At 37.1% G+C, this 18,301-nt stretch carries 17 protein-coding genes; 9 read left to right on the top strand and 8 right to left on the bottom strand.

Annotated elements, in window-relative coordinates:
* Nucleotides 1–1,539 (top strand): T9SS type A sorting domain-containing protein (locus tag AC4MRQ_RS18395; RefSeq protein WP_491199171.1); only part of this gene is annotated, 1,539 nt, incomplete at its 5' end.
* A gap of 6 nt (nt 1,540–1,545) precedes the next feature.
* On the top strand, nt 1,546–1,746 hold the full coding sequence (locus AC4MRQ_RS18390) for a hypothetical protein (RefSeq protein ID WP_491199170.1): 201 nt from the start codon (nt 1,546–1,548) through the stop codon (nt 1,744–1,746).
* Nucleotides 1,747–1,796: 50 nt separating this feature from the next.
* On the opposite strand, the gene queF is transcribed toward AC4MRQ_RS18390, so the two are convergent.
* Nucleotides 1,797–2,237, bottom strand: a complete 441-nt coding sequence (gene queF, locus AC4MRQ_RS18385; protein ID WP_491199169.1) for a preQ(1) synthase — start codon at nt 2,235–2,237, stop codon at nt 1,797–1,799.
* Nucleotides 2,238–2,459: 222 nt separating this feature from the next.
* Here queF and rlmD point away from each other — a divergent pair, with 222 nt between their 5' ends.
* Complete coding sequence (rlmD, locus tag AC4MRQ_RS18380) at nt 2,460–3,869, top strand: 23S rRNA (uracil(1939)-C(5))-methyltransferase RlmD (protein WP_491199168.1); 1,410 nt, start codon at nt 2,460–2,462, stop codon at nt 3,867–3,869.
* Nucleotides 3,870–3,924: 55 nt separating this feature from the next.
* On the opposite strand, the gene AC4MRQ_RS18375 is transcribed toward rlmD, so the two are convergent.
* The gene (locus AC4MRQ_RS18375; protein ID WP_491199167.1) at nt 3,925–4,767 is read right to left on the bottom strand and encodes an SDR family NAD(P)-dependent oxidoreductase; all 843 of its coding nucleotides are present in this window, start codon (nt 4,765–4,767) and stop codon (nt 3,925–3,927) included.
* Between the two features lie 240 nt (nt 4,768–5,007).
* Between AC4MRQ_RS18375 and AC4MRQ_RS18370 the strand changes: the two genes are divergently transcribed.
* From AC4MRQ_RS18370 to AC4MRQ_RS18355, 4 genes are all read left to right on the top strand, one after another.
* A complete protein-coding gene (locus AC4MRQ_RS18370) occupies nt 5,008–6,519 on the top strand; it encodes a DUF3300 domain-containing protein (protein WP_491199166.1) in 1,512 nt (503 codons plus the stop codon).
* 49 nt (nt 6,520–6,568) lie between these two features.
* Complete coding sequence (locus AC4MRQ_RS18365; RefSeq protein ID WP_491199165.1) at nt 6,569–7,087, top strand: DUF4136 domain-containing protein; 519 nt, start codon at nt 6,569–6,571, stop codon at nt 7,085–7,087.
* A 270-nt stretch (nt 7,088–7,357) separates the two neighbouring features.
* Nucleotides 7,358–7,984, top strand: coding sequence for a DsbA family protein (locus tag AC4MRQ_RS18360; RefSeq protein WP_491199164.1), 627 nt, complete (start codon nt 7,358–7,360; stop codon nt 7,982–7,984).
* Between the two features lie 4 nt (nt 7,985–7,988).
* The gene (locus AC4MRQ_RS18355; protein ID WP_491199163.1) at nt 7,989–8,387 is read left to right on the top strand and encodes a DoxX family protein; all 399 of its coding nucleotides are present in this window, start codon (nt 7,989–7,991) and stop codon (nt 8,385–8,387) included.
* Between the two features lie 137 nt (nt 8,388–8,524).
* Here the strand turns inward: AC4MRQ_RS18355 and nspC are convergent, their stop codons facing one another.
* A complete protein-coding gene (gene nspC / locus AC4MRQ_RS18350) occupies nt 8,525–9,667 on the bottom strand; it encodes a carboxynorspermidine decarboxylase (RefSeq protein WP_491199162.1) in 1,143 nt (380 codons plus the stop codon).
* A gap of 187 nt (nt 9,668–9,854) precedes the next feature.
* Here nspC and AC4MRQ_RS18345 point away from each other — a divergent pair, with 187 nt between their 5' ends.
* The gene (locus AC4MRQ_RS18345; protein WP_491199161.1) at nt 9,855–11,090 is read left to right on the top strand and encodes an AGE family epimerase/isomerase; all 1,236 of its coding nucleotides are present in this window, start codon (nt 9,855–9,857) and stop codon (nt 11,088–11,090) included.
* Between the two features lie 83 nt (nt 11,091–11,173).
* Here the strand turns inward: AC4MRQ_RS18345 and asnB are convergent, their stop codons facing one another.
* Entirely contained in the window at nt 11,174–12,760 is a 1,587-nt protein-coding gene (asnB, locus tag AC4MRQ_RS18340) for an asparagine synthase B (RefSeq protein ID WP_491199160.1), read from the bottom strand.
* A gap of 661 nt (nt 12,761–13,421) precedes the next feature.
* Nucleotides 13,422–14,615 carry a saccharopine dehydrogenase family protein gene (locus AC4MRQ_RS18335; RefSeq protein ID WP_491199159.1) on the bottom strand — a complete coding sequence of 398 codons (1,194 nt, stop codon included), beginning with the start codon at nt 14,613–14,615 and terminating at the stop codon, nt 13,422–13,424.
* A gap of 308 nt (nt 14,616–14,923) precedes the next feature.
* On the opposite strand from AC4MRQ_RS18335, the gene AC4MRQ_RS18330 reads away from it, so the two are divergent.
* Nucleotides 14,924–15,973: an endonuclease/exonuclease/phosphatase family protein gene (locus tag AC4MRQ_RS18330; RefSeq protein WP_491199158.1), complete on the top strand. Its 1,050-nt coding sequence runs from the start codon at nt 14,924–14,926 to the stop codon at nt 15,971–15,973.
* A gap of 60 nt (nt 15,974–16,033) precedes the next feature.
* Here AC4MRQ_RS18330 and nadD read toward each other — a convergent pair whose 3' ends face one another.
* Genes nadD through AC4MRQ_RS18315 form a run of 3 tightly spaced genes read right to left on the bottom strand, consistent with a single transcriptional unit; the run spans nt 16,034 to nt 18,123 of the window.
* Entirely contained in the window at nt 16,034–16,609 is a 576-nt protein-coding gene (gene nadD / locus AC4MRQ_RS18325) for a nicotinate (nicotinamide) nucleotide adenylyltransferase (protein WP_491199157.1), read from the bottom strand.
* A 2-nt stretch (nt 16,610–16,611) separates the two neighbouring features.
* Nucleotides 16,612–17,223, bottom strand: a complete 612-nt coding sequence (gene gmk, locus AC4MRQ_RS18320; protein ID WP_491199156.1) for a guanylate kinase — start codon at nt 17,221–17,223, stop codon at nt 16,612–16,614.
* A 24-nt stretch (nt 17,224–17,247) separates the two neighbouring features.
* Nucleotides 17,248–18,123, bottom strand: a complete 876-nt coding sequence (locus AC4MRQ_RS18315; RefSeq protein WP_491199155.1) for a YicC/YloC family endoribonuclease — start codon at nt 18,121–18,123, stop codon at nt 17,248–17,250.
* Nucleotides 18,124–18,301 lie beyond the last annotated feature (178 nt).

Below are 18,301 nucleotides of genomic sequence, written 5' to 3'. Positions count from 1 at the left end.
GGATCGGTTAGTTCTGATGTTTCAGTTACAGCTAACTGGGATGGTACTCCTGTAGGCGCATTTAGTGCAATGATTGGAGTTGTTAATGAGAGTACTAATTTCTATCCGGATATAACAGGAACACTTTCAGTTAATAGCATGATTATTGCAGCTGGAGCTAATGTTGTGATATCAGTCGGAGGAACATTAAATATTTCTGATTTATTTGAATTACAGTCTTCAAATGATCCGTCAACAGGTAATGCAACTTTTCTTAATAATGGAACTCTAAATCTTAATCCGGGTTCAGAGGTGAAGATTCACCAGCAAATAAGTTCAGAACCGTATGATTATTTTATTTCGAGTCCGGTATCTGGAGCCACTCCTCAGAGTATTGGCATTAATGGAAATGCTTATCAATTTGTTCCTGATACGAGATGGGTCACAATGAATGCAACTGACCAGTTTAATAGTGCGGAGGGCTATTCTGTTTGGTCAACTGCCGGAACTGATCTTGTGTTCTCAGGTTCAATTAATAATGCATCTTCATATAACTTAAATTGTGAAAGGGTAACATCTCCATATAATAACTACGGATGGAACTTACTTGGTAATCCTTATCCTGCAGCTATTGACTGGAATGCATTAACAAAATCTTCAGAAATGTATGATCATTTTTATATGAGGATAATCGATACTGGACAATATGGTGTATATAATGGTTCGGGTGATGTCAATCTTGATCCTGATAATCCAAGTCATATTCCAAGTCTTCATGCTGTGTGGGTGCAGGTTGATATTAATGAAACAAGTGGAAGTGTTACAATCCCCAAAGCGGCACAGCGAACATCAAGATACACTTATCTGAAGTCTGAAAAGAAAAAAATGCCGGGAGTTAGGTTAAGCGGCGTAAATTCTGATAATAAAAAGGATGAAACGCTTATCGCTTTCTCAAGTGAGGTCTCTAGTGGTTCTGGTACATACAAGTCTGAAAAACGGTTTGTGTCAAAAGATAATTCATTACTGGAACTATATACAATTGATTCATCTGATGAATTAGCCATTAATGCTTATGATGATTTTGAAGGTGGACGCGCAATTAATATTGGTTACAAGGCAGACAAAGATGGAACTTACTTTATTGAGTTGTCTGCTTTAGAAAATTTTTCTGAAGATGTTGAAATAAAGCTTGAAGAAATTAAGAATGATAGTAGTACGACAACGATTATGCTTCCAGGTGATAGGTATGAGTTCGAAACGACAGCAGGTAAAAACAATGGTAGGTTTGTGATTCATGTTACACCAAGTGTTACAACAAATGTAGGAGGTCTTCTAATTAATGATATTCATGTTTATAATCAGAATGAAGATATATACATTCAACTTCCTGATTTGAAAGAACCAAAGCTGGAACTATATGATATTGGAGGAAAGAAACTATTGCAAACATCTCTTAATTCAAATGTGTTAAATAAAGTTTTGGCACCACAAAATGGTGTTATACTTCTAAAAGTTATTGCAAAAGAAGGGGTATTTACACACAAGTTATTTATTAAGTAGTTATATTTGCGAGTATTAGTAATGGAATTAAAAAATAAAAAGAAATATTGCAGCCCCGAATTAGAGGTTTATCAGATTGATAAGGAAATATCACTCGTATTGATGACAAGTGAGACAGAACCACCTGATCCTCCAAGAGGAGCGGCAGCGCAACAATCACCGAGTTCTTTCGAAGATAATCCTTTTGATGAGAGTAATTTAAAATAAAAGAATAAAGGCGACCAATGGTCGCCTTTATTCTTTTATCGTTTATACCTTTACATGGTTACTTGCCAGGTGTCTTCCAGGTTATTTTTCCAATCACTGAATTTTTCGTTTCCACCACGTACTTTCCAATCAGAATCAACAGTTAGTTTTGAGCTGATACCTCCTCTCGGGTTACATATCATGGTAACACGGATTCGTTCAGGATCGTAAACCTCTATCAGGTGGTCGTAAAAAACATTGATTAAACGTTCATAAGAGACCGTGATATTTCGCAGGTGATGAACGTACTCCTTTAACGACTTTAGCTCTATAATTCGCTTTTTTGGATAAAAGGTGATGAATACGTCAGCAAAGTCAGGCTGGTTTTTTACACCCAGAAAAGTAAACTCAGGTATCTTAATTTTAATTTCATAAGCCTGACCTGTTGGGTTCGGCAATGACTTTAAGATAGAAGAGTCAATTTCTTTGTAAGTCAATACTTTTTGTTCCATTAAAAAATAATTTCGGTTAATGTTTTGCTTTTTTGAAACAGCAAAAATAATCATTTAAACAATACCATTCTTTCTTATTAAAAGATATCATGGTATTATAATTCTGGAAATGACATATCTGGGATAATTGAAGTTTGATACAAGCTAAGGGCCATTTCAAACACTTTAATCGTATTTATCGTCATTTTTGGTTAATTTTGCGCCCGAAAAAACAAATTAACAGTGGGACGATCACGAAAAAGCAAACCTCTTTTAAAAAAGGTAACTGTAACAGATGTAGCAGCAGAAGGAAAGGCCATGTGCCGTGTTGAAGACAGGGTGGTTTTTGTTCAAAAGACGGTACCTGGTGATGTAGTTGATGTTCAGGTAACAAAAAAACGAAGAAACTACTATGAGGGATTTCCGGTATATTTTCATGAATATAGTTCAATACGTCAAGAGCCATTCTGTGAGCATTTCGGTGTTTGTGGAGGTTGCAAATGGCAGGCTTTGCCCTACGAGCATCAATTGAAATATAAGGAACGTGAGGTACTTAATAACTTACTACGTATCGGTAAGGTAGATCTGCCAGAAACAATGCCTATACTGGGTTCTGAAAAAACTGAGTTTTATCGCAATAAGTTAGAGTTTACTTTTTCCAATAACAGATGGTTATCGGAGGAGGAGTTGAAAAGCGAACAACCAATTGAACATCGCAATGGAGTAGGATTTCATATTCCGGGGATGTTCGATAAGGTTGAAGATGTGAAGAAATGCCACCTGCAAAAAGATCCATCTAATGCAATTCGTCTCGCCATAAAAGAATTTGCTTTAAATAATGGCCTGACGTTTTTTGATCTTAAAAAACAGGAAGGCTTTTTACGTACATTGATTATTCGGACTGCAACAACTGGTGAGTTAATGGTTATCCTGACACTTTTCCATGAGGATAAGGCAAACAGAGAAGCATTATTGAACCATTTGATTGATCTATTCCCGGAAATTACATCGTTGATGTATGTTATCAATTCAAAAAAGAATGATACCATAACCGATCAGGATATAATTCTTTACAGTGGTCGTGATCATATTTTTGAAGAGATGGAAGGTTTGAAATTTAAGATTGGCCCTAAATCTTTTTATCAGACTAATTCAGAACAGGCGTATGAGTTATATAAAATAACCCGGGATTTTGCCAATATTAAATCGAATGAGGTAGTCTATGATCTTTATACTGGTACGGGCACAATAGCTAATTTCGTGGCTGCTCAGGCTAAAAAAGTTATTGGGGTTGAATATGTTCCTGAAGCCATTGAAGATGCGAAAGTAAACTCTGAGCTTAACCAGATTGATAATACTTCCTTCTTTGCCGGAGATATGAAGGATGTCCTAAATTTTGACTTTATTAAAAAACAGGGACATCCCGATGTGATGATAGTAGATCCGCCAAGAGCAGGTATGCATGCAGATGTTGTTCAGACTATATTAACAACTGCTCCAGACCGCATTGTTTATGTAAGTTGTAATTCAGCAACGCAGGCAAGGGATTTAAATCTTCTTGACGTGCGATACAGGGTTACAAAGGTTCAACCTGTTGATATGTTTCCGCATACACATCATGTTGAAAATGTTGTTTTGTTAGAACGGAAATAGAAATAAACGACCAATATTAGTTGTAAAAGGAGTAGATAATTGCTCCTTTTATTTTTTATATCTCCTCGAGAATCTGTCCCGCAGGTACCTGTTCCAGCTGTTTCTTTTGACGTTTGCTGGCAATATATTGCATCCACCTTGATATTAACTGAGATTTATTCAACCAAAATATTAGGTTATTCATGGTACCTGGAATACAGATAACTTTTCTGTTATCCAGATTCATAAGGGATGCATCTACCACTTTCTCAACAGGAGTCCATAAAAAGTCAGGTACATGATTTACGAATTCTGCTTTACGGCGAATGGACGTATGAAATGCTGTTGGTGTAAAGCCCGGGCTTAGTGCCTGAATCTTGATACCATAACGCGAAACTTCACTTTGAAGTGTTTGCGAAAACTTAATAATAGCAGCCTTGGTCGTTGTGTACATCACACTGCCTGGTAACTCCATAAATGCAGCTAAGGAGGCCAGGTTAATGACATATCCCGACTGCTGTTTAATCATAGTTGGTAATACAGCTTTACTAAATCGTATGGTACTTGTCAGGTGTACGTTTAACATTCTTAGCTGTTCTTCAAGCGAGATTTCCATAAAGAAACCTGCCAAACCAAAACCAGCATTGTTAATGAGTAGTTTGATGTTATTCAGTTGACAAATGTGTTTTTCAACTTTTGAAATGTCTTCTTCTTTCGATAAATCAGCAACTATATATTGAACTTTTACATTTGACTCTTTACTTAAATAATCAGATAGCTCCTTGAGTTTTGTTTCACGGCGGGCGATCAGTAATAATTCATATCCTTTTTGTGCCAGTTTAATTGCAAAAGTCTTTCCTATTCCACTGGTGGGTCCGGTGATTACAGCAAGGTTATTTGGTTGGGTGGTTGTTTTCAATTTAGTTTCTTTTTTTCTTATACAAATATAGATAATATGAGTTAGTGTATGCTGCTAATATCAGACCATATGTATGAACTATCGTTTTTAATGAACGAATGAGGATAGTTTTTTAGTACTGACTTATCAAATAATCTTTTCATATGTTCTGCAACAGGTGATTTTTGTTTACCTTCATTGTGGCATATTTTTTGAAAATTATACCTGAAACAAGTAACTAACTGACTAAAATTGAATATTATGAGAATAAGTAAGCAAAATGAAATACTTCTGTTTCGAGGATTATCGACCTTTTTACTTTTTTGTTTTTTCTTCGTAGTAAATGGTCAAACAGATGTAAAGCAATTTAAAAAAGTAGTACAGGAAGACAGTACTTTGCTAAATGGATTGGCTGGCTATGATGCCGCCGTCAGAAAAGATATTTTAATTACTGCACAACATCCTGAAGTTCTGACGAAGATGAAGAGTATGCAGCAGGAATCAAGAGCTGCTTTTGAGAAAATCATAGAAAAATTAGATCGTGATACCCAGTTTGGTATATACGAGCTAAGTCGTTATCCTGATTTAATTAAGGAATTGACAGTTCAGGGAAAACCTAAGAAAAGTGATGTGCAAAACATTATTTTGTCTTATCCTGAAGAAATTCATGAGGCTGCATTAAAATATGGGCGTAGGCAATATAAAATCTTGTCATCAATTGACCATTTAAATGATAAAACAAAGCAGGATTTTGAAACTTTAATCTCGAAGTATGATGATGCATATCAATCAAGTATTAGACGATTGATTGATACACCGGAGATATTATCTACAATGGCAGATAACCTTGAGTTTACACGTCTGGCTGGTAGTGTCTATCAGAAATATCCATCTGAAATGGATTCGAAACTTGAAGAGTTGCATAATAAGATTAAAGATCAGAAAGCAAAAGAGTTAGCTGATTACGAAAAGAAATTAGAGGAAGATCCGGAAGCATACCAGGAGATGCTTGATGCTGCTGAGCAGTTTGCTTCAGAAGAAATGGCTAATAAGAATATTACCGATCCGGTAACACAAGAGGTTGAGGTAGTTAATGTTAATCATTATTCTTATTGGTATGGTTATCCACATTGGTACGGTTATCCGTATTGGCGACCTTATCCTTGGTATTATCATACTGGTTTTTACTATGGTCGTGGCGGCAGGATCGTATTTATAGGAATGCCTTCATATTGGTATGTAGGATGGCACCATCGTTATTATCCGAACAGATATCCTCACCTATCATATCATTATTATCGTCATTCGCACAGACATCCACGTTCGTATTATAATTTTAATCGAACAGTAAATGTTAATATCAATAATAATATCAATATTGACAGAGCTAACCTGGCAAGGATCGATAATAACCGAGGGAAGATCATTCCTAAACAATGGCCAAATGAAAGGCCGGCTGTTCGACCAGGAACACAACCTGCTCAGCGTCCGACAACGAGACCTGCAACGCGCCCAACGACCCGTCCAACAACAAGACCGGAAGCGCGTCCAAGTCAGCCAAGTCAGAGACCTGCGACTCAGCCTGCAACAAGGCCTTCTACGCGACCTTCAACGCCGACGACCAGACCAGCAACACGTCCGACCAGTCCATCGGTAAGGTATAATAACTATCGTTCGAATGAGAGCTTCAGGCAGAATTGGAGTAGACCTTCAACACCAACTACACGGCCGGCAGCAAGACCTGCAACAAGGCCAGCTGGCAGAGGTAGATAGATGATTTAAGTTTAAAAGACTTGAAAATTAATATAAACACAGACTGATTATGAAACGAATAATGTTTTTAGCTATTGTAGCCATGATTTTTACAGCTTGTTCATCAGTTCGAACAACTGCAGACTGGGATCCTTCAGCAGATTTCAGAGGATATCAGTCATTTAATTTTAGTAAAAGCTTTGACGAAATTAAAGTCAATGATTTGGATAAACGCAGGATTAAGAATGCGATTAAGACAGAGATGGAGAAACGAGGTTATGTATTATCTGAGCAACCTGATCTTTTAGTAAATGGCTATGTTACGGCTGTTGAAAAAACAGTTGTTACTAACACCCATTATGGTGGTTATGGACCTTATTTCTATGGTTGGGGCGGATGGTATACTTCAACTGACGTTAATAAATATAAAGAAGGTACTCTGCTTGTGAGTTTAATAGATGTTCGTAAAAAGCAACTTATTTGGGAAGGAAGAGCCGAAGGAATCGTCCAGCCGTCAGGAGGTGAGAGGCGAACAAAATCAACCAATGATCTGATTGAGCAGTTATTCTGGAAATACCCTATTAAATAGCAATATAGCCAATGAATAATAAAGTCCGTAACTTTTTGGTTACGGATTTTTTTTGTCTAATGCCATGGTGCTTACCGGTAAAGTAACACAGTTGTTAAGGCTTTGTTAATAGAAAGCGCCTATTGAACCACTTCAGAATTATTGTGTTTGAGACGTAGTAGTTTTCTTAACAATGCAAAAGAAAAGATTCTGTATATGAATTTAATAACAAGAATAGGGCTGTTGCTATTTTTATTCAATATATCAGCATGGTCTCAAAAGCACAATAACATGATAGAAGTGAAATATGTAATGGACCCATATTGTGGGTGGTGTTATGGAAACAGTGAGAATATTTCCTGGCTTAAAGAACAACTTCAGGAGCGAGCTAATATTGAAATTATGGTTGGAGGAATGTGGCTTGGAGCAAATGCACCTGTTGGAGGGGAGGAACTTAATCATTTTATCAAAACTCACTCACCACGAATGGAAAAGGTTACTGGTGCAGTTGTAGGGCAAGGTTTTTATAATTTGGTTAATAATCCGGAATACACCTTCAGTAGTTTGGAACCTTCAGCCGCAATTGTACTAGTTAAACAATTGGCTCCGGAGAAGTCATTACAGTTTGCAAAGGAGGTGCAAAAAGCCATCTTTTTAAATGGTAATCCTTTGGATAAGTTGGAGTCCTACATTCCCGTTTTAAAGCAACTAAACATCGATGAAATGCAGTTTTCCAATATGTGGATGAAGCCTGATAATATTAAAGCTACAGAGGCAGAGTTTGATGCTTCAGGCAGTTTGGCAAGAAGTTATCCAACATTATTGGTTGAGGTTGATGGAGAAATAATCCCCTTTGTTTCAGGATATTTCAATAAAAATGAAGTACTTGCAAAAGTTGAAGAACTAATTAAACAATAGCGATATGAGAAGAAATTTAGATTTAGGATTACTTGTTTTAAGATTATCGATTGGATTATTAATGCTGTTGCATGGACTTGCTAAACTTTCAGGACTTGGATTTATCAAAGGCATGCTTAGTGAAGCTGGTTTACCTGCTTTTATTGCTTATGGTGTATATCTTGGTGAGATAGTAGCTCCCTTATTAATCATTGTTGGCTTCCGAGCGCGATTGGCAACGTTGGTTTATGTATTTAATGTACTTACAGCTATTTTCCTTGTACATTCAGGTGATATCTTTACATTAAATCAGCATGGTGGTTGGGGAATAGAATTGTTAGGCTTATACCTGTTTGGAGCACTTACACTGTTCTTTACCGGAGCGGGTAAACTATCAATTTCGTCTGGTAACCGGTGGGACTAAACTTCTGGAAGATTAATATATAAAAGCTGTTCAGCCTGTGCCGGACAGCTTTTTATTTATATCTAACGCAAATTAATGAAGCTATTTTGGACATAAGTATACCTGCAAGGATGAAAAGCAGGGGAAATTTATCCCAACTAACTTAATCTGCCTTTGTAATCTTCATAACCAAATTCCTTCACCACCTTCAATCCTTTATTGTCGTTCCAAATGGCAATAGAAGGATGAGGTACACCATTAAACATGGTGGTTTTAACCATGGTGTAATGAATCATATCTTCAAAAATAATTTGATCTCCAACTTTGAGCTCATTATCGAATGACCAATATTCCATAAAGTCACCAGCCAGACAACTGTTACCTCCAAGTCTGTAATGATATTTCCCTTCTGTAATTCCCTGATCGGCACCCGTTACTTTGGGTTGATATGGCATCTCCAAACAATCGGGCATATGCGCTGTAAACGATACATCAAGTATCGCTGTTCGGATGCCTTTGTTTTCAACAATATCAATAACCGAAGAAACCAAATCACCAGTTTCCCAGGCAAAGGCACTTCCCGGCTCCAGAATGATGTGAAAGTTCCACTTCTCCTTAAAAGCTTTCAAAAGTTGTATTAAATGTTCGGTGTTGTATCCTTTGCGGGTCATAAGGTGACCACCGCCCATATTAAGCCATTTGATTTGCGGCAAGTATGTTGCAAATTTATCTTCAACAGCATTTAAAGTATTCTCAAGATCGTATGATGACGATTCGCATAAAGTATGAAAATGTAAACCTTCAATTTCCCGTGGCAAAACATCTGGAAGCTGTTCAGCAATAACTCCAAGTCGTGAACCCGGTGCACATGGATTATATAAATCGGTTTCTACATCGCTGAACTGCGGATTGATTCTCAAACCGGCAGAAATCTTATCAGGATGTTGTTTCAGATTTGTTTTAAAGGCTTCGAATTGAGATAAAGAGTTAAAAGTAATATGACTGCTATAGCGCATCAGTTCCTTAAAATCCTCTTTTTTGTATGCGGGAGAGTAGGTATGGGCTTTTGACCCCATTTCCTCAAAAGCAAGCCTGGCTTCATGAATGGAACTGGCCGTTGCTTTTGGAATATACTCTGTAACTATCGGAAAGGCACTCCACATCGAGAAGGCCTTAAATGCCATTATAATTTCAATCCCTGCCTGATCCTGAACCGATTTAATCAGTTTAAGGTTGTTACGAAACAATTGCTCGTCCAGCACATAGCAAGGCGTTTTTATCTTTGAGTAATCAATAGGCATGACGATTGATTTTTTCGCAAATAAACAAAAAAAAGTGGTGAGGTGGAGGTTGCTAAAAATGTTTTTTTATACGCAAACGTTTGAAATTTTTAAGTTTGGGAAAGGGCTTATTATAAGAGTATTATTAGTGTATATTCGTCTTTTGTAAAAGAAATTAAGTGATAAAATTGTCTGAAATATGCGTAAGATGAAATCAATAAATCGAGTTATTCTGTTGCTAAGCATTGGTAGCATGTGTATAGTTGGTTGTGTTAAGAAAAATTTACCCGATGAGTTTCTTAACGAACAAATAACCCAATCCATCCACTTTTTTGAAAATGCGTTTGACAAAGAAGAAGGTATTTATCTTTCCGATGTGGACGAAAAAGGTAAGGTAACAGGAGATGATATTCATACGGTTGCTTTCAGCCGAATGCTTTATGGACTCTCTTATGTGTCGGTTTCTAATCCTGATTATCTACAGAGAGCTAATAGAATGGCCGGATTTCAGATAAGTAATATGATTGGTAACGATAGTTTGGGTACTTATTTTATTCCAACAATAAATGGTGAAGAGCAATCTGTCGGAGACTATCTTGATATTTGGCAGCAGGCTTATGGCCTTTGTGGACTATCAGAGTTATACAGAGTTGGGAATAACCCAGACTTATTACCTTTTATCAGGAAAAATGCCAGTTTGTTGATAAAGCGCTTCAGGGATGAAGAGAACGGAGGTTTTTACGCCGATTATAAAATAGGAGAGGGTGGTGTTTCTGGTTCGAAAACGTTGCAATCGCTCATGTACCCGATTACTGCTTTTATGGGTAATTTATGGCTGGCCGATATCGACAACAGGGAAGTGTATGAAAAAGTAATAAAAGAACACTTGGATATAGCTTATAAAGCGGTATGGAATGATTCTTTGGGATGGGTCAACCTGCGTTTTAATGACAGGTGGGAACCTGTTTTTTCGGATTCAGATGTGGTTTCGCCCGGACATAATTTTCAATTTGCGGCCTTACTTTTACGCAGCAAGAACTGGTCTTTTTTATCAAGCGAAGAAAGACGTAATTATCAATCTTTAGCAAGGAGAATAATTCAGACAACATTAAATAAACCGATTTGGAGTCCTAAAGGGATAGGAGATGGTTTTTTTGAAAACATCAATCCGCACAATAACCAGGTTGTATCAAAGTATAAATCGTGGTGGCAACATTGTGAAGCACTTATTGCTTTATCGTTTGTAAAGGAGGAATATCAATCAGAGTTTAAGCAGATCTATGATTTTTATTTTAACACATTTATTGATAAAGAATTGGGTGGTGAATGGGCTAAGGTAGACGAAAACAATAATCCGGTAATTGAACCTAAAGGCCAAAGAGGTAAGTCAGTCTATCACCATATTGAATTAATTCGTTTTCTCAGGGAAGCTGACTTGAAATAGGATATCTATCTAAGAATAAAAAAGCCGAACAGCAATTGTGGTTGTTCGGCTTTTTTGACTTTTGTTTTTATGGCTAATGAATGTTATTCTCCGCTTTTACCGTAGTTGGGAAGTACACGTGCACTAGGATCGTTAACATCGCAGTTGTCCCATTCCTTGTTTGGCATCCAGAAATCTTTAACATTTTGACTTCGGCCAGCAAAGTGTTGTTCAAATATCTCACGATACATCAATGATTCTTTTGAAATTGGAGTGGCGTGCTCGTATTTTGCCTTTTTTGCTTCAAACACTTCGTCACTATACATATCCTCTGCATAAGCTTTTAAGTAATCAACCACACTGTGGCCAACTGCGTCTGAGAAAGCCGCTTTTTCGCGATAAAGAATATCTTTAGGCAAATAGTCACCTTCAAAGGCTTTACGCAGTAAGTATTTTCCAATGCCAGTGAAGTTCATTTTTTTCTCCGGCTGAATACTCATCACATATTCTACAAAATCCAGGTCACCAAAAGGAACGCGGGCTTCCAGTCCGTTACAGGAGATGCTTCTATCTGCGCGTAATACGTCATACATATAAATCTCTTTCAGGCGCTTTTCAGCTTCCTTTTGAAAAGCATCAGGTGTTGGAGCAAAGTCAGTGTATTTATAACCGAAAATCTCATCACTGATTTCACCGGTCATCAACACTTTGATATCGGTATTTTCAGATACATATTTACACACCATATACATCCCCATTGATGCGCGGATGGTTGTAATATCATAGGTTTCGATGCAATAAATCAGATGACTTAATGAATCAAAAATATCTTGTTTCTTAAACAATACCTCTGTATGATCGGCCCCCAGATAGTCAGCAACAATTTGAGCATACTTGGTATCAATCGGATCATCTTCAATACCTACTGCAAAGGTGCGGATAGGCTTATCCAGCATGCGAGCTCCAACTGCACAAACCAAACTGGAATCCAGACCACCACTTAGCAGGAATCCAACAGGTACATCAGCGTGTAAGCGCTTTTCAATACCTTTGGTCAGGTAATGGTTGATGTTCATAAAGATCTCATCCTGTTCGTGGTCGACAAACTTTTCAACCTTGGCAATGTCACGATATTGCTTGATAGATTCACCATCGTAATAATGTCCTGGAGGAAATGGTTTAACATCGTCACACATCTCAATTAAAGACTTCATTTCGCTGGCAAACATGATTTCACCCTCTTTAGAGTGACCATAGAACAATGGGCGAATACCAATTGGATCTCTGGCTGCAAAGTATTTTTTAGCTACCGAATCATAAATGACAAATACAAATTCTGCATCTAATGCTTTAGCCGTTTCTTCAATTCCTTTTTCCAGAAACAGGGGAATGATTACTTCACAATCGCTGGTTGATTTGAACTCAAATGATTGCTCATAATTAGCTCGCAGCGCATTGTAATTGTATACTTCTCCATTACATACTAAATTAATGTGCTTATAAACTAAAGGCTGATTACCATTTGCAGAAACGTCCATGATGCTTAAGCGATGGAATCCCATCCATCCGTCATCTTCAAAATCTCTTGTAATCGAGTTATCCGGTCCTCTGTATTGGATCTTCTTAAACTCGCGGGCAAACTTCAGTTTGTCCATTTTGTCGCTTCCTGTATAAACTGCAAATCCACACATGACAATTAATGTTTTTAGTTAGTAATGGAGTAATTTGTTTGTAATTCTGGTTCAAAAGTAATAAAATAAAATTAAATACCAAATAAAAATGTCAAATAGTAAGTAAGATAATTCAAAACATTACGAATTGATACTTGAGTTGTGTTGATCTTTTGTAATCATTGATCAATGGTAATCGACCACCGGATATCGGCTTGTAACTACAAAGTATTGATGTTTGACCAATGGTGCTTGAAGTTCAACCAAGTGGTTGAGAGTTAATAATTGGTGGAATATTGTCAATAACGACTGGTCGAGAACCAATAAGCCATGGTTGATTGGTATCCTTTAGTGGTTTGATATTAACCAGCGATGGAAAACTATCAATAAGGACTGGTTGATTGACAAGAAGGGTTGGATGATTGTTGTCCTTTAATGGTCGAGAGCTAATAATTGATGGGCAAGTACCAATAACGATTGAAAATTGTCAATAATGATGGGCTGAGGGGCAATACGCGTTGAAAAATATGAATACTGATTGGCAAAGTACTAAAATGTATTATCAACAGCCATCAAAGTTAAGGATCGTATCTTTATTTCCGCTACGTCAATAAAGATACGATCCTTAAGTAGACTTTCAGAAAAAAAGCTGTCTGGTCCGACAGCTTTTAATTCTCAAATATTATAATTCAATATCTACATCTTGTTGTTCAACCCATGGCAGGCCGAGTTTGTTTAGCTGCTCCATAAACGGATCAGGATTAAACTCCTCCACATTAAATACACCGGGTTTTTTCCATAATCCCTGTAAGTACATCATTGCACCAATTGTAGCAGGTACACCGGTTGTATAGCTTACACCCTGAGCACCCGTTTCGTTATAGGCATCCTGATGTTTACAATTATTATATACGTAGTAAGTTTTTTCCTTACCTTCTTTCATACCTCTTATCCTGCACCCAATGGATGTTTCACCAGTGTAGTTTTCACCCAGATCACCAGGATCAGGCAAAACAGCTTTCAGGAATTGGATTGGAACAATTTCTTTACCCTCATACATGATAGGCTCGATACCTGCCATACCAATATTCTGTATCACACGCAGGTGTGTTAAATATTCCTGACCAAAAGTCATCCAGAAACGGGCACGTTTTAATGAAGGAAAGTTCTTAGTTAAAGATTCCAGTTCTTCATGATAAATAAGGTATGATTCGCGCTTACCGATATTTGGATAATTTAAGGGCTTGTGAATTTCGTGTGGTTCAGTTTCAACCCACTGGCCATTCTCCCAGTATTTACCTTTTTGGGTTACTTCTCGGATGTTAATTTCCGGATTGAAGTTGGTGGCGAAAGCTTTTCCGTGGTCGCCTCCATTACAGTCAACAATATCCAGATATTGAATCTCGTCGAAATGGTGCTTGGCCGCATGGGCAGTAAAAATGCTTGTTACACCCGGATCGAATCCGCAACCGAGGATGGCTGTAATGCCTGCTTCTTTAAAACGTTCCTGATAAGCCCATTGCCATTTATATTCAAATTTGGCTTCGTCGATAGGCTCGTAATTGGCAGTATCCAGATAAGCTGTTTTAGTCTCCAGACAGGCATCCATAATGGTTAAATCCTGATAAGGTAATGCTACATTAACAACTATATCCGGTTTAAATTTGTTGATCAAATCAACTAATTCAGGAACATTATCGGCATCAACCTGAGCCGTTTTTATGCGGTTGTTTCCGATACGTTCAGCAATAGCATCGCACTTACTTTTGGTACGACTTGCTAACATTATATCGGTAAAAACCTCTGGCAATGATGCCATTTTATGAGCTACAACGGTACCAACACCGCCAGCTCCAATAATTAAAACTTTACCCATTTTAATGAATAGTAATAAAAACGTAACGTTCTGTTTTATTGATATTAAACAGTGTTGCCTTGCGTTCTGAGGCAACTTTGCAAATTGACAAAAAAAATGGAAAACTGGCAATACCAATTTTCATCTTTATCATTTGAATATTAATGCTTAAATGAAATTTGAAATTAAATGCTTATTAAATAGACCAATAGGTCGGCATTTGATTCGTGTTTGGATACGGTTTTAGAAATAATACATTGAAAATAAGGAGGTATTATTGTGTTGTTTGATCTTATTTGCTATTTTTCGGCCGTAAAATTCAAAAGTATATGTTAAGAGTTGGATATTTCCTATTTATAATTAGTGCTTTAGGTCTTTTAACATGCTGCACATCTGGCAATGATAAAAGTTCGAAGGCTAATGAACAGGTTGTCATCGGTTTTTATAATCTTGAAAATTTATTTGATACGATTGACTCTCCTGATGTAAGAGATGAGGAATTTACTCCAGATGGGCGAAAGGAGTGGACAGGTGAGCGCTATTCAGATAAGTTAGCAATGATGACTGAGGTGATCAGTATGCTTGGTGATACTATTGGAGCGCCCGGTCCTGCAATTGTTGGACTTTGTGAAGTAGAAAACAGATTTGTAGTTGAGGAATTGGTTGCCCATGAGAATATTTCTGATTTAGGTTACAATATCGTTCATCAGGATTCGCCGGATAAGCGTGGAATTGATGTGGCATTAATATATCGTCCTGAATTATTTAAAGTAGAAACGGTTAAAGCCATTCCTTTATTAATTTATGACCAGGAAGATAATGAACGAATATATACTCGTGATCAATTATTGGTATCGGGAAAATTACTGACTGAAGAGTTACATATCATTGTTAATCATTGGCCTTCACGTTATGGAGGAGAAGAAAGAAGCCGACCTTCACGTAAAGCAGCTGCTCAGTTATGTCGATCAATAGTCGATTCTTTAAAGACTATTAACAGTGACGCCAAAATTGTGATCATGGGTGACTTAAATGATGATCCACATAATGTCAGTATTAAAGATGAATTGAGAGCAGTAAGTCAGGCAGAATTGCAAGATGGCAATTTATTTAATCCATATGCAGAAAAACATCAGAATGGGGAAGGAACACTTTGCTATCGTGGTGTTTGGAATTTGTTTGACCAGATTATTCTAACACAAAGTTTTTTGGACAATAAAGATGGTTTGCGATTTAAAGGAGCATATGTGCATGATCATGAAATGTTGAAAGAGCAGGAAGGCAAGTACAAAGGCTATCCATTCCGCACTTATGTGGGAAGTCGTTATGATGGTGGATATAGTGACCACTTTCCGGTTTACATTGTGTTAAAGAAATAATATTAGTTTATACCTTTAGTTATGGATGAATGGTCGGGGGCAAAAGTGCCAGCCGGCCATTTATTTATATAAGCCTTTTGACTGAATGTAGTTGAAAACTGCTTCAGGAAGAAGGTAAGGCGTATTCTTTCCTTCACTAATCCACTTTCTGATATCTGACGAGGCAATCTCAATCATTGGCGCATTAGTGAGTTTGCAGTTGAAAGGTAGTGAGCTATTATCAACAACATAACCCGGTCGTGGATAAACTAAAATACGGTGCTCTTTTATAATTTCATCGGCTGATTTCCATTGATCAAGGCGTAATACGTTATCGGCTCCCATTATGATACTGAATGCACAATTGCTATGCTTCTTTTTTAAAGCCTTCAGTGTGTCTATTGTATAAGAAGGTATAGGTAAGCTTAATTCGATATCTTCTGCCCGGTAAGCAGTTTGTTTGTTGGTGGCCAGACTGACCATTTCCAGCCTGATGTTGGCACTAATTAAATGATCGTTCCTTTTAAACGGATTTTGCGGGCTTACCACAAACCATATCTCATCCTGATTTTCAAATTCAAGCATATAATTGGCCAGTGCAAGGTGTCCGATATGAATCGGATTAAAAGAACCGAAGAATAAACCAATTTTTTTCACAGTTACGAATTATTTAAAAATCCGGTTAGCACTTCTTCAGCTGCTAGTAAGGCTTGATCCAGGTTATCATTCACAATAATCCGGTCAAACTCTTTTGAGTAGGTCATCTCTTTTTCAGCTTTGGCAATACGCATTGCAATTTTTTCTTCCGAATCAGTTCCTCTGCTCTGAAGACGTTTTTTTAATTCTTCAATGGATGGAGGTTGGATAAATAAGCTAAGAGCTTTGTGGCCGTACATCTTTTTAATATTGATACCACCAATGACATCAATGTCCAATACAATGTTACGACCTGCTGAGCAGATGCGTTCCACCTCACTTTTCAATGTACCGTAAAAGGTATCTTTATATACTTCTTCCCATTCAAGGAAAGCTTCTTCTTTTATTTTGGCTTTAAATTGATCAGGTGTTAAAAAATAGTATTCTTTACCATCTTGTTCGTTGCCACGTGGGGCACGGCTGGTGGCTGATATTGAGAATTCAAGATCAAATCCTTTTTTGAGCAAGGCTTGTACAATGGTGCTTTTTCCTGCACCTGAAGGCGCAGAAAAGATGATTAGCTTTCCTTGTTTGTCTTTTTTGTTAACAGTTGTGTGATAACAGAAATCTTTCATTTCTTATGGGAGAGTGTGAGTGGCTTACAGAATATTTAGAATTTGTTCTTTTATTTTTTCCAACTCATCCTTCATGCGGATGACAATCTTCTGCAATTCAGCATCGTTGGCTTTGGATCCAAGAGTATTTATTTCACGACCAATTTCCTGTGTGATAAAACCAAGTTTTTTACCAACCGGATTTGCATCCTGAATGGTTTCACTAAAGTATTCGAGATGGTTGCTCAATCGAACCTTTTCTTCTGTTATATCCAGTTTTTCAAGATAAAATATAATCTCCTGTTCAAACCTGTTTTCGTCAATTTTATTGGTTTGACCAAGTTCTTCCAGGTTTTCCCGTATTCTGGTTTTTATCTTTTCAATTCGCTGTTCTTCGTATGCAGGCACCTCTTTCAGTAAAGTATCAATAGTTTCAATACGTTCTTTTATATCTGCCTCAAGAGCCTGACCTTCCCGTTTCCTAAAATCAATTATATCGCCAATTGCATCGTTCAATGTCCTGGTAATAGCTATCCACTCTTCCTCATCTAGTTCAGCCAACTCAACTTTTACAGTGTCGGGCAGTGGCATTATAACTTTTAAATAATCGGTAGAGTTTTCCAGTCCCAATTCATTGGCAACGGCTTTTAATTGCTGGTGGTAATTGGCAATAACCTGTTGATTAACCTTTGTAATTTTGTCAGAAGTGGCTGCTTCAACATAAAAGCTAAGGTCAATCTTGCCACGTGAAAGAGCCTTTCCTAATAAATTTCTTACTTCAATTTCTTTTTCCCGGTATAAGTTTGGTAAGCGAGTGTTTAAGTCTAATTGCTTACTGTTGAGAGATTTAATTTCAATGCTAATTTTTTTATTGGGAAGCTCACAAACTGCTTTCCCATAACCGGTCATCGATTGAATCATAAGTCTTTAAATTTCAAGTAAAGCGCAAAGGTAATCTTTTTCAATTATTAGAGTAAGTAATTGTATAGGATGTCATTCAATCAAAAATATTTTGTCTAAATAATTTACGTAAATATCAAACAATCAAGGATAATTATTTAGAATTTAAAATAATGACTAAGAAATATAGAAAAAGATT

The sequence above is a fragment of the Carboxylicivirga sp. genome (genome assembly GCF_982718395.1).
The sequence above is the reverse complement of the archived record's forward strand: the minus strand, read 5'-3'. Positions and strand labels throughout refer to the sequence as shown.

What these genes read in the sequence shown, in the direction of transcription:
- queF (WP_491199169.1), bottom strand. Translation starts at nt 2,237, where the DNA reads ATGGAACAAAAAGTATTGACTTACAAAGAAATTGACTCTTCTATCTTA.
- AC4MRQ_RS18370 (WP_491199166.1), top strand. Translation starts at nt 5,008, where the DNA reads ATGAGAATAAGTAAGCAAAATGAAATACTTCTGTTTCGAGGATTATCG.
- AC4MRQ_RS18365 (WP_491199165.1), top strand. Translation starts at nt 6,569, where the DNA reads ATGAAACGAATAATGTTTTTAGCTATTGTAGCCATGATTTTTACAGCT.
- AC4MRQ_RS18360 (WP_491199164.1), top strand. Translation starts at nt 7,358, where the DNA reads ATGATAGAAGTGAAATATGTAATGGACCCATATTGTGGGTGGTGTTAT.
- AC4MRQ_RS18355 (WP_491199163.1), top strand. Translation starts at nt 7,989, where the DNA reads ATGAGAAGAAATTTAGATTTAGGATTACTTGTTTTAAGATTATCGATT.
- nspC (WP_491199162.1), bottom strand. Translation starts at nt 9,667, where the DNA reads ATGCCTATTGATTACTCAAAGATAAAAACGCCTTGCTATGTGCTGGAC.
- AC4MRQ_RS18345 (WP_491199161.1), top strand. Translation starts at nt 9,855, where the DNA reads ATGAAATCAATAAATCGAGTTATTCTGTTGCTAAGCATTGGTAGCATG.
- asnB (WP_491199160.1), bottom strand. Translation starts at nt 12,760, where the DNA reads ATGTGTGGATTTGCAGTTTATACAGGAAGCGACAAAATGGACAAACTG.
- AC4MRQ_RS18335 (WP_491199159.1), bottom strand. Translation starts at nt 14,615, where the DNA reads ATGGGTAAAGTTTTAATTATTGGAGCTGGCGGTGTTGGTACCGTTGTA.
- AC4MRQ_RS18330 (WP_491199158.1), top strand. Translation starts at nt 14,924, where the DNA reads ATGTTAAGAGTTGGATATTTCCTATTTATAATTAGTGCTTTAGGTCTT.
- gmk (WP_491199156.1), bottom strand. Translation starts at nt 17,223, where the DNA reads ATGAAAGATTTCTGTTATCACACAACTGTTAACAAAAAAGACAAACAA.
- AC4MRQ_RS18315 (WP_491199155.1), bottom strand. Translation starts at nt 18,123, where the DNA reads ATGATTCAATCGATGACCGGTTATGGGAAAGCAGTTTGTGAGCTTCCC.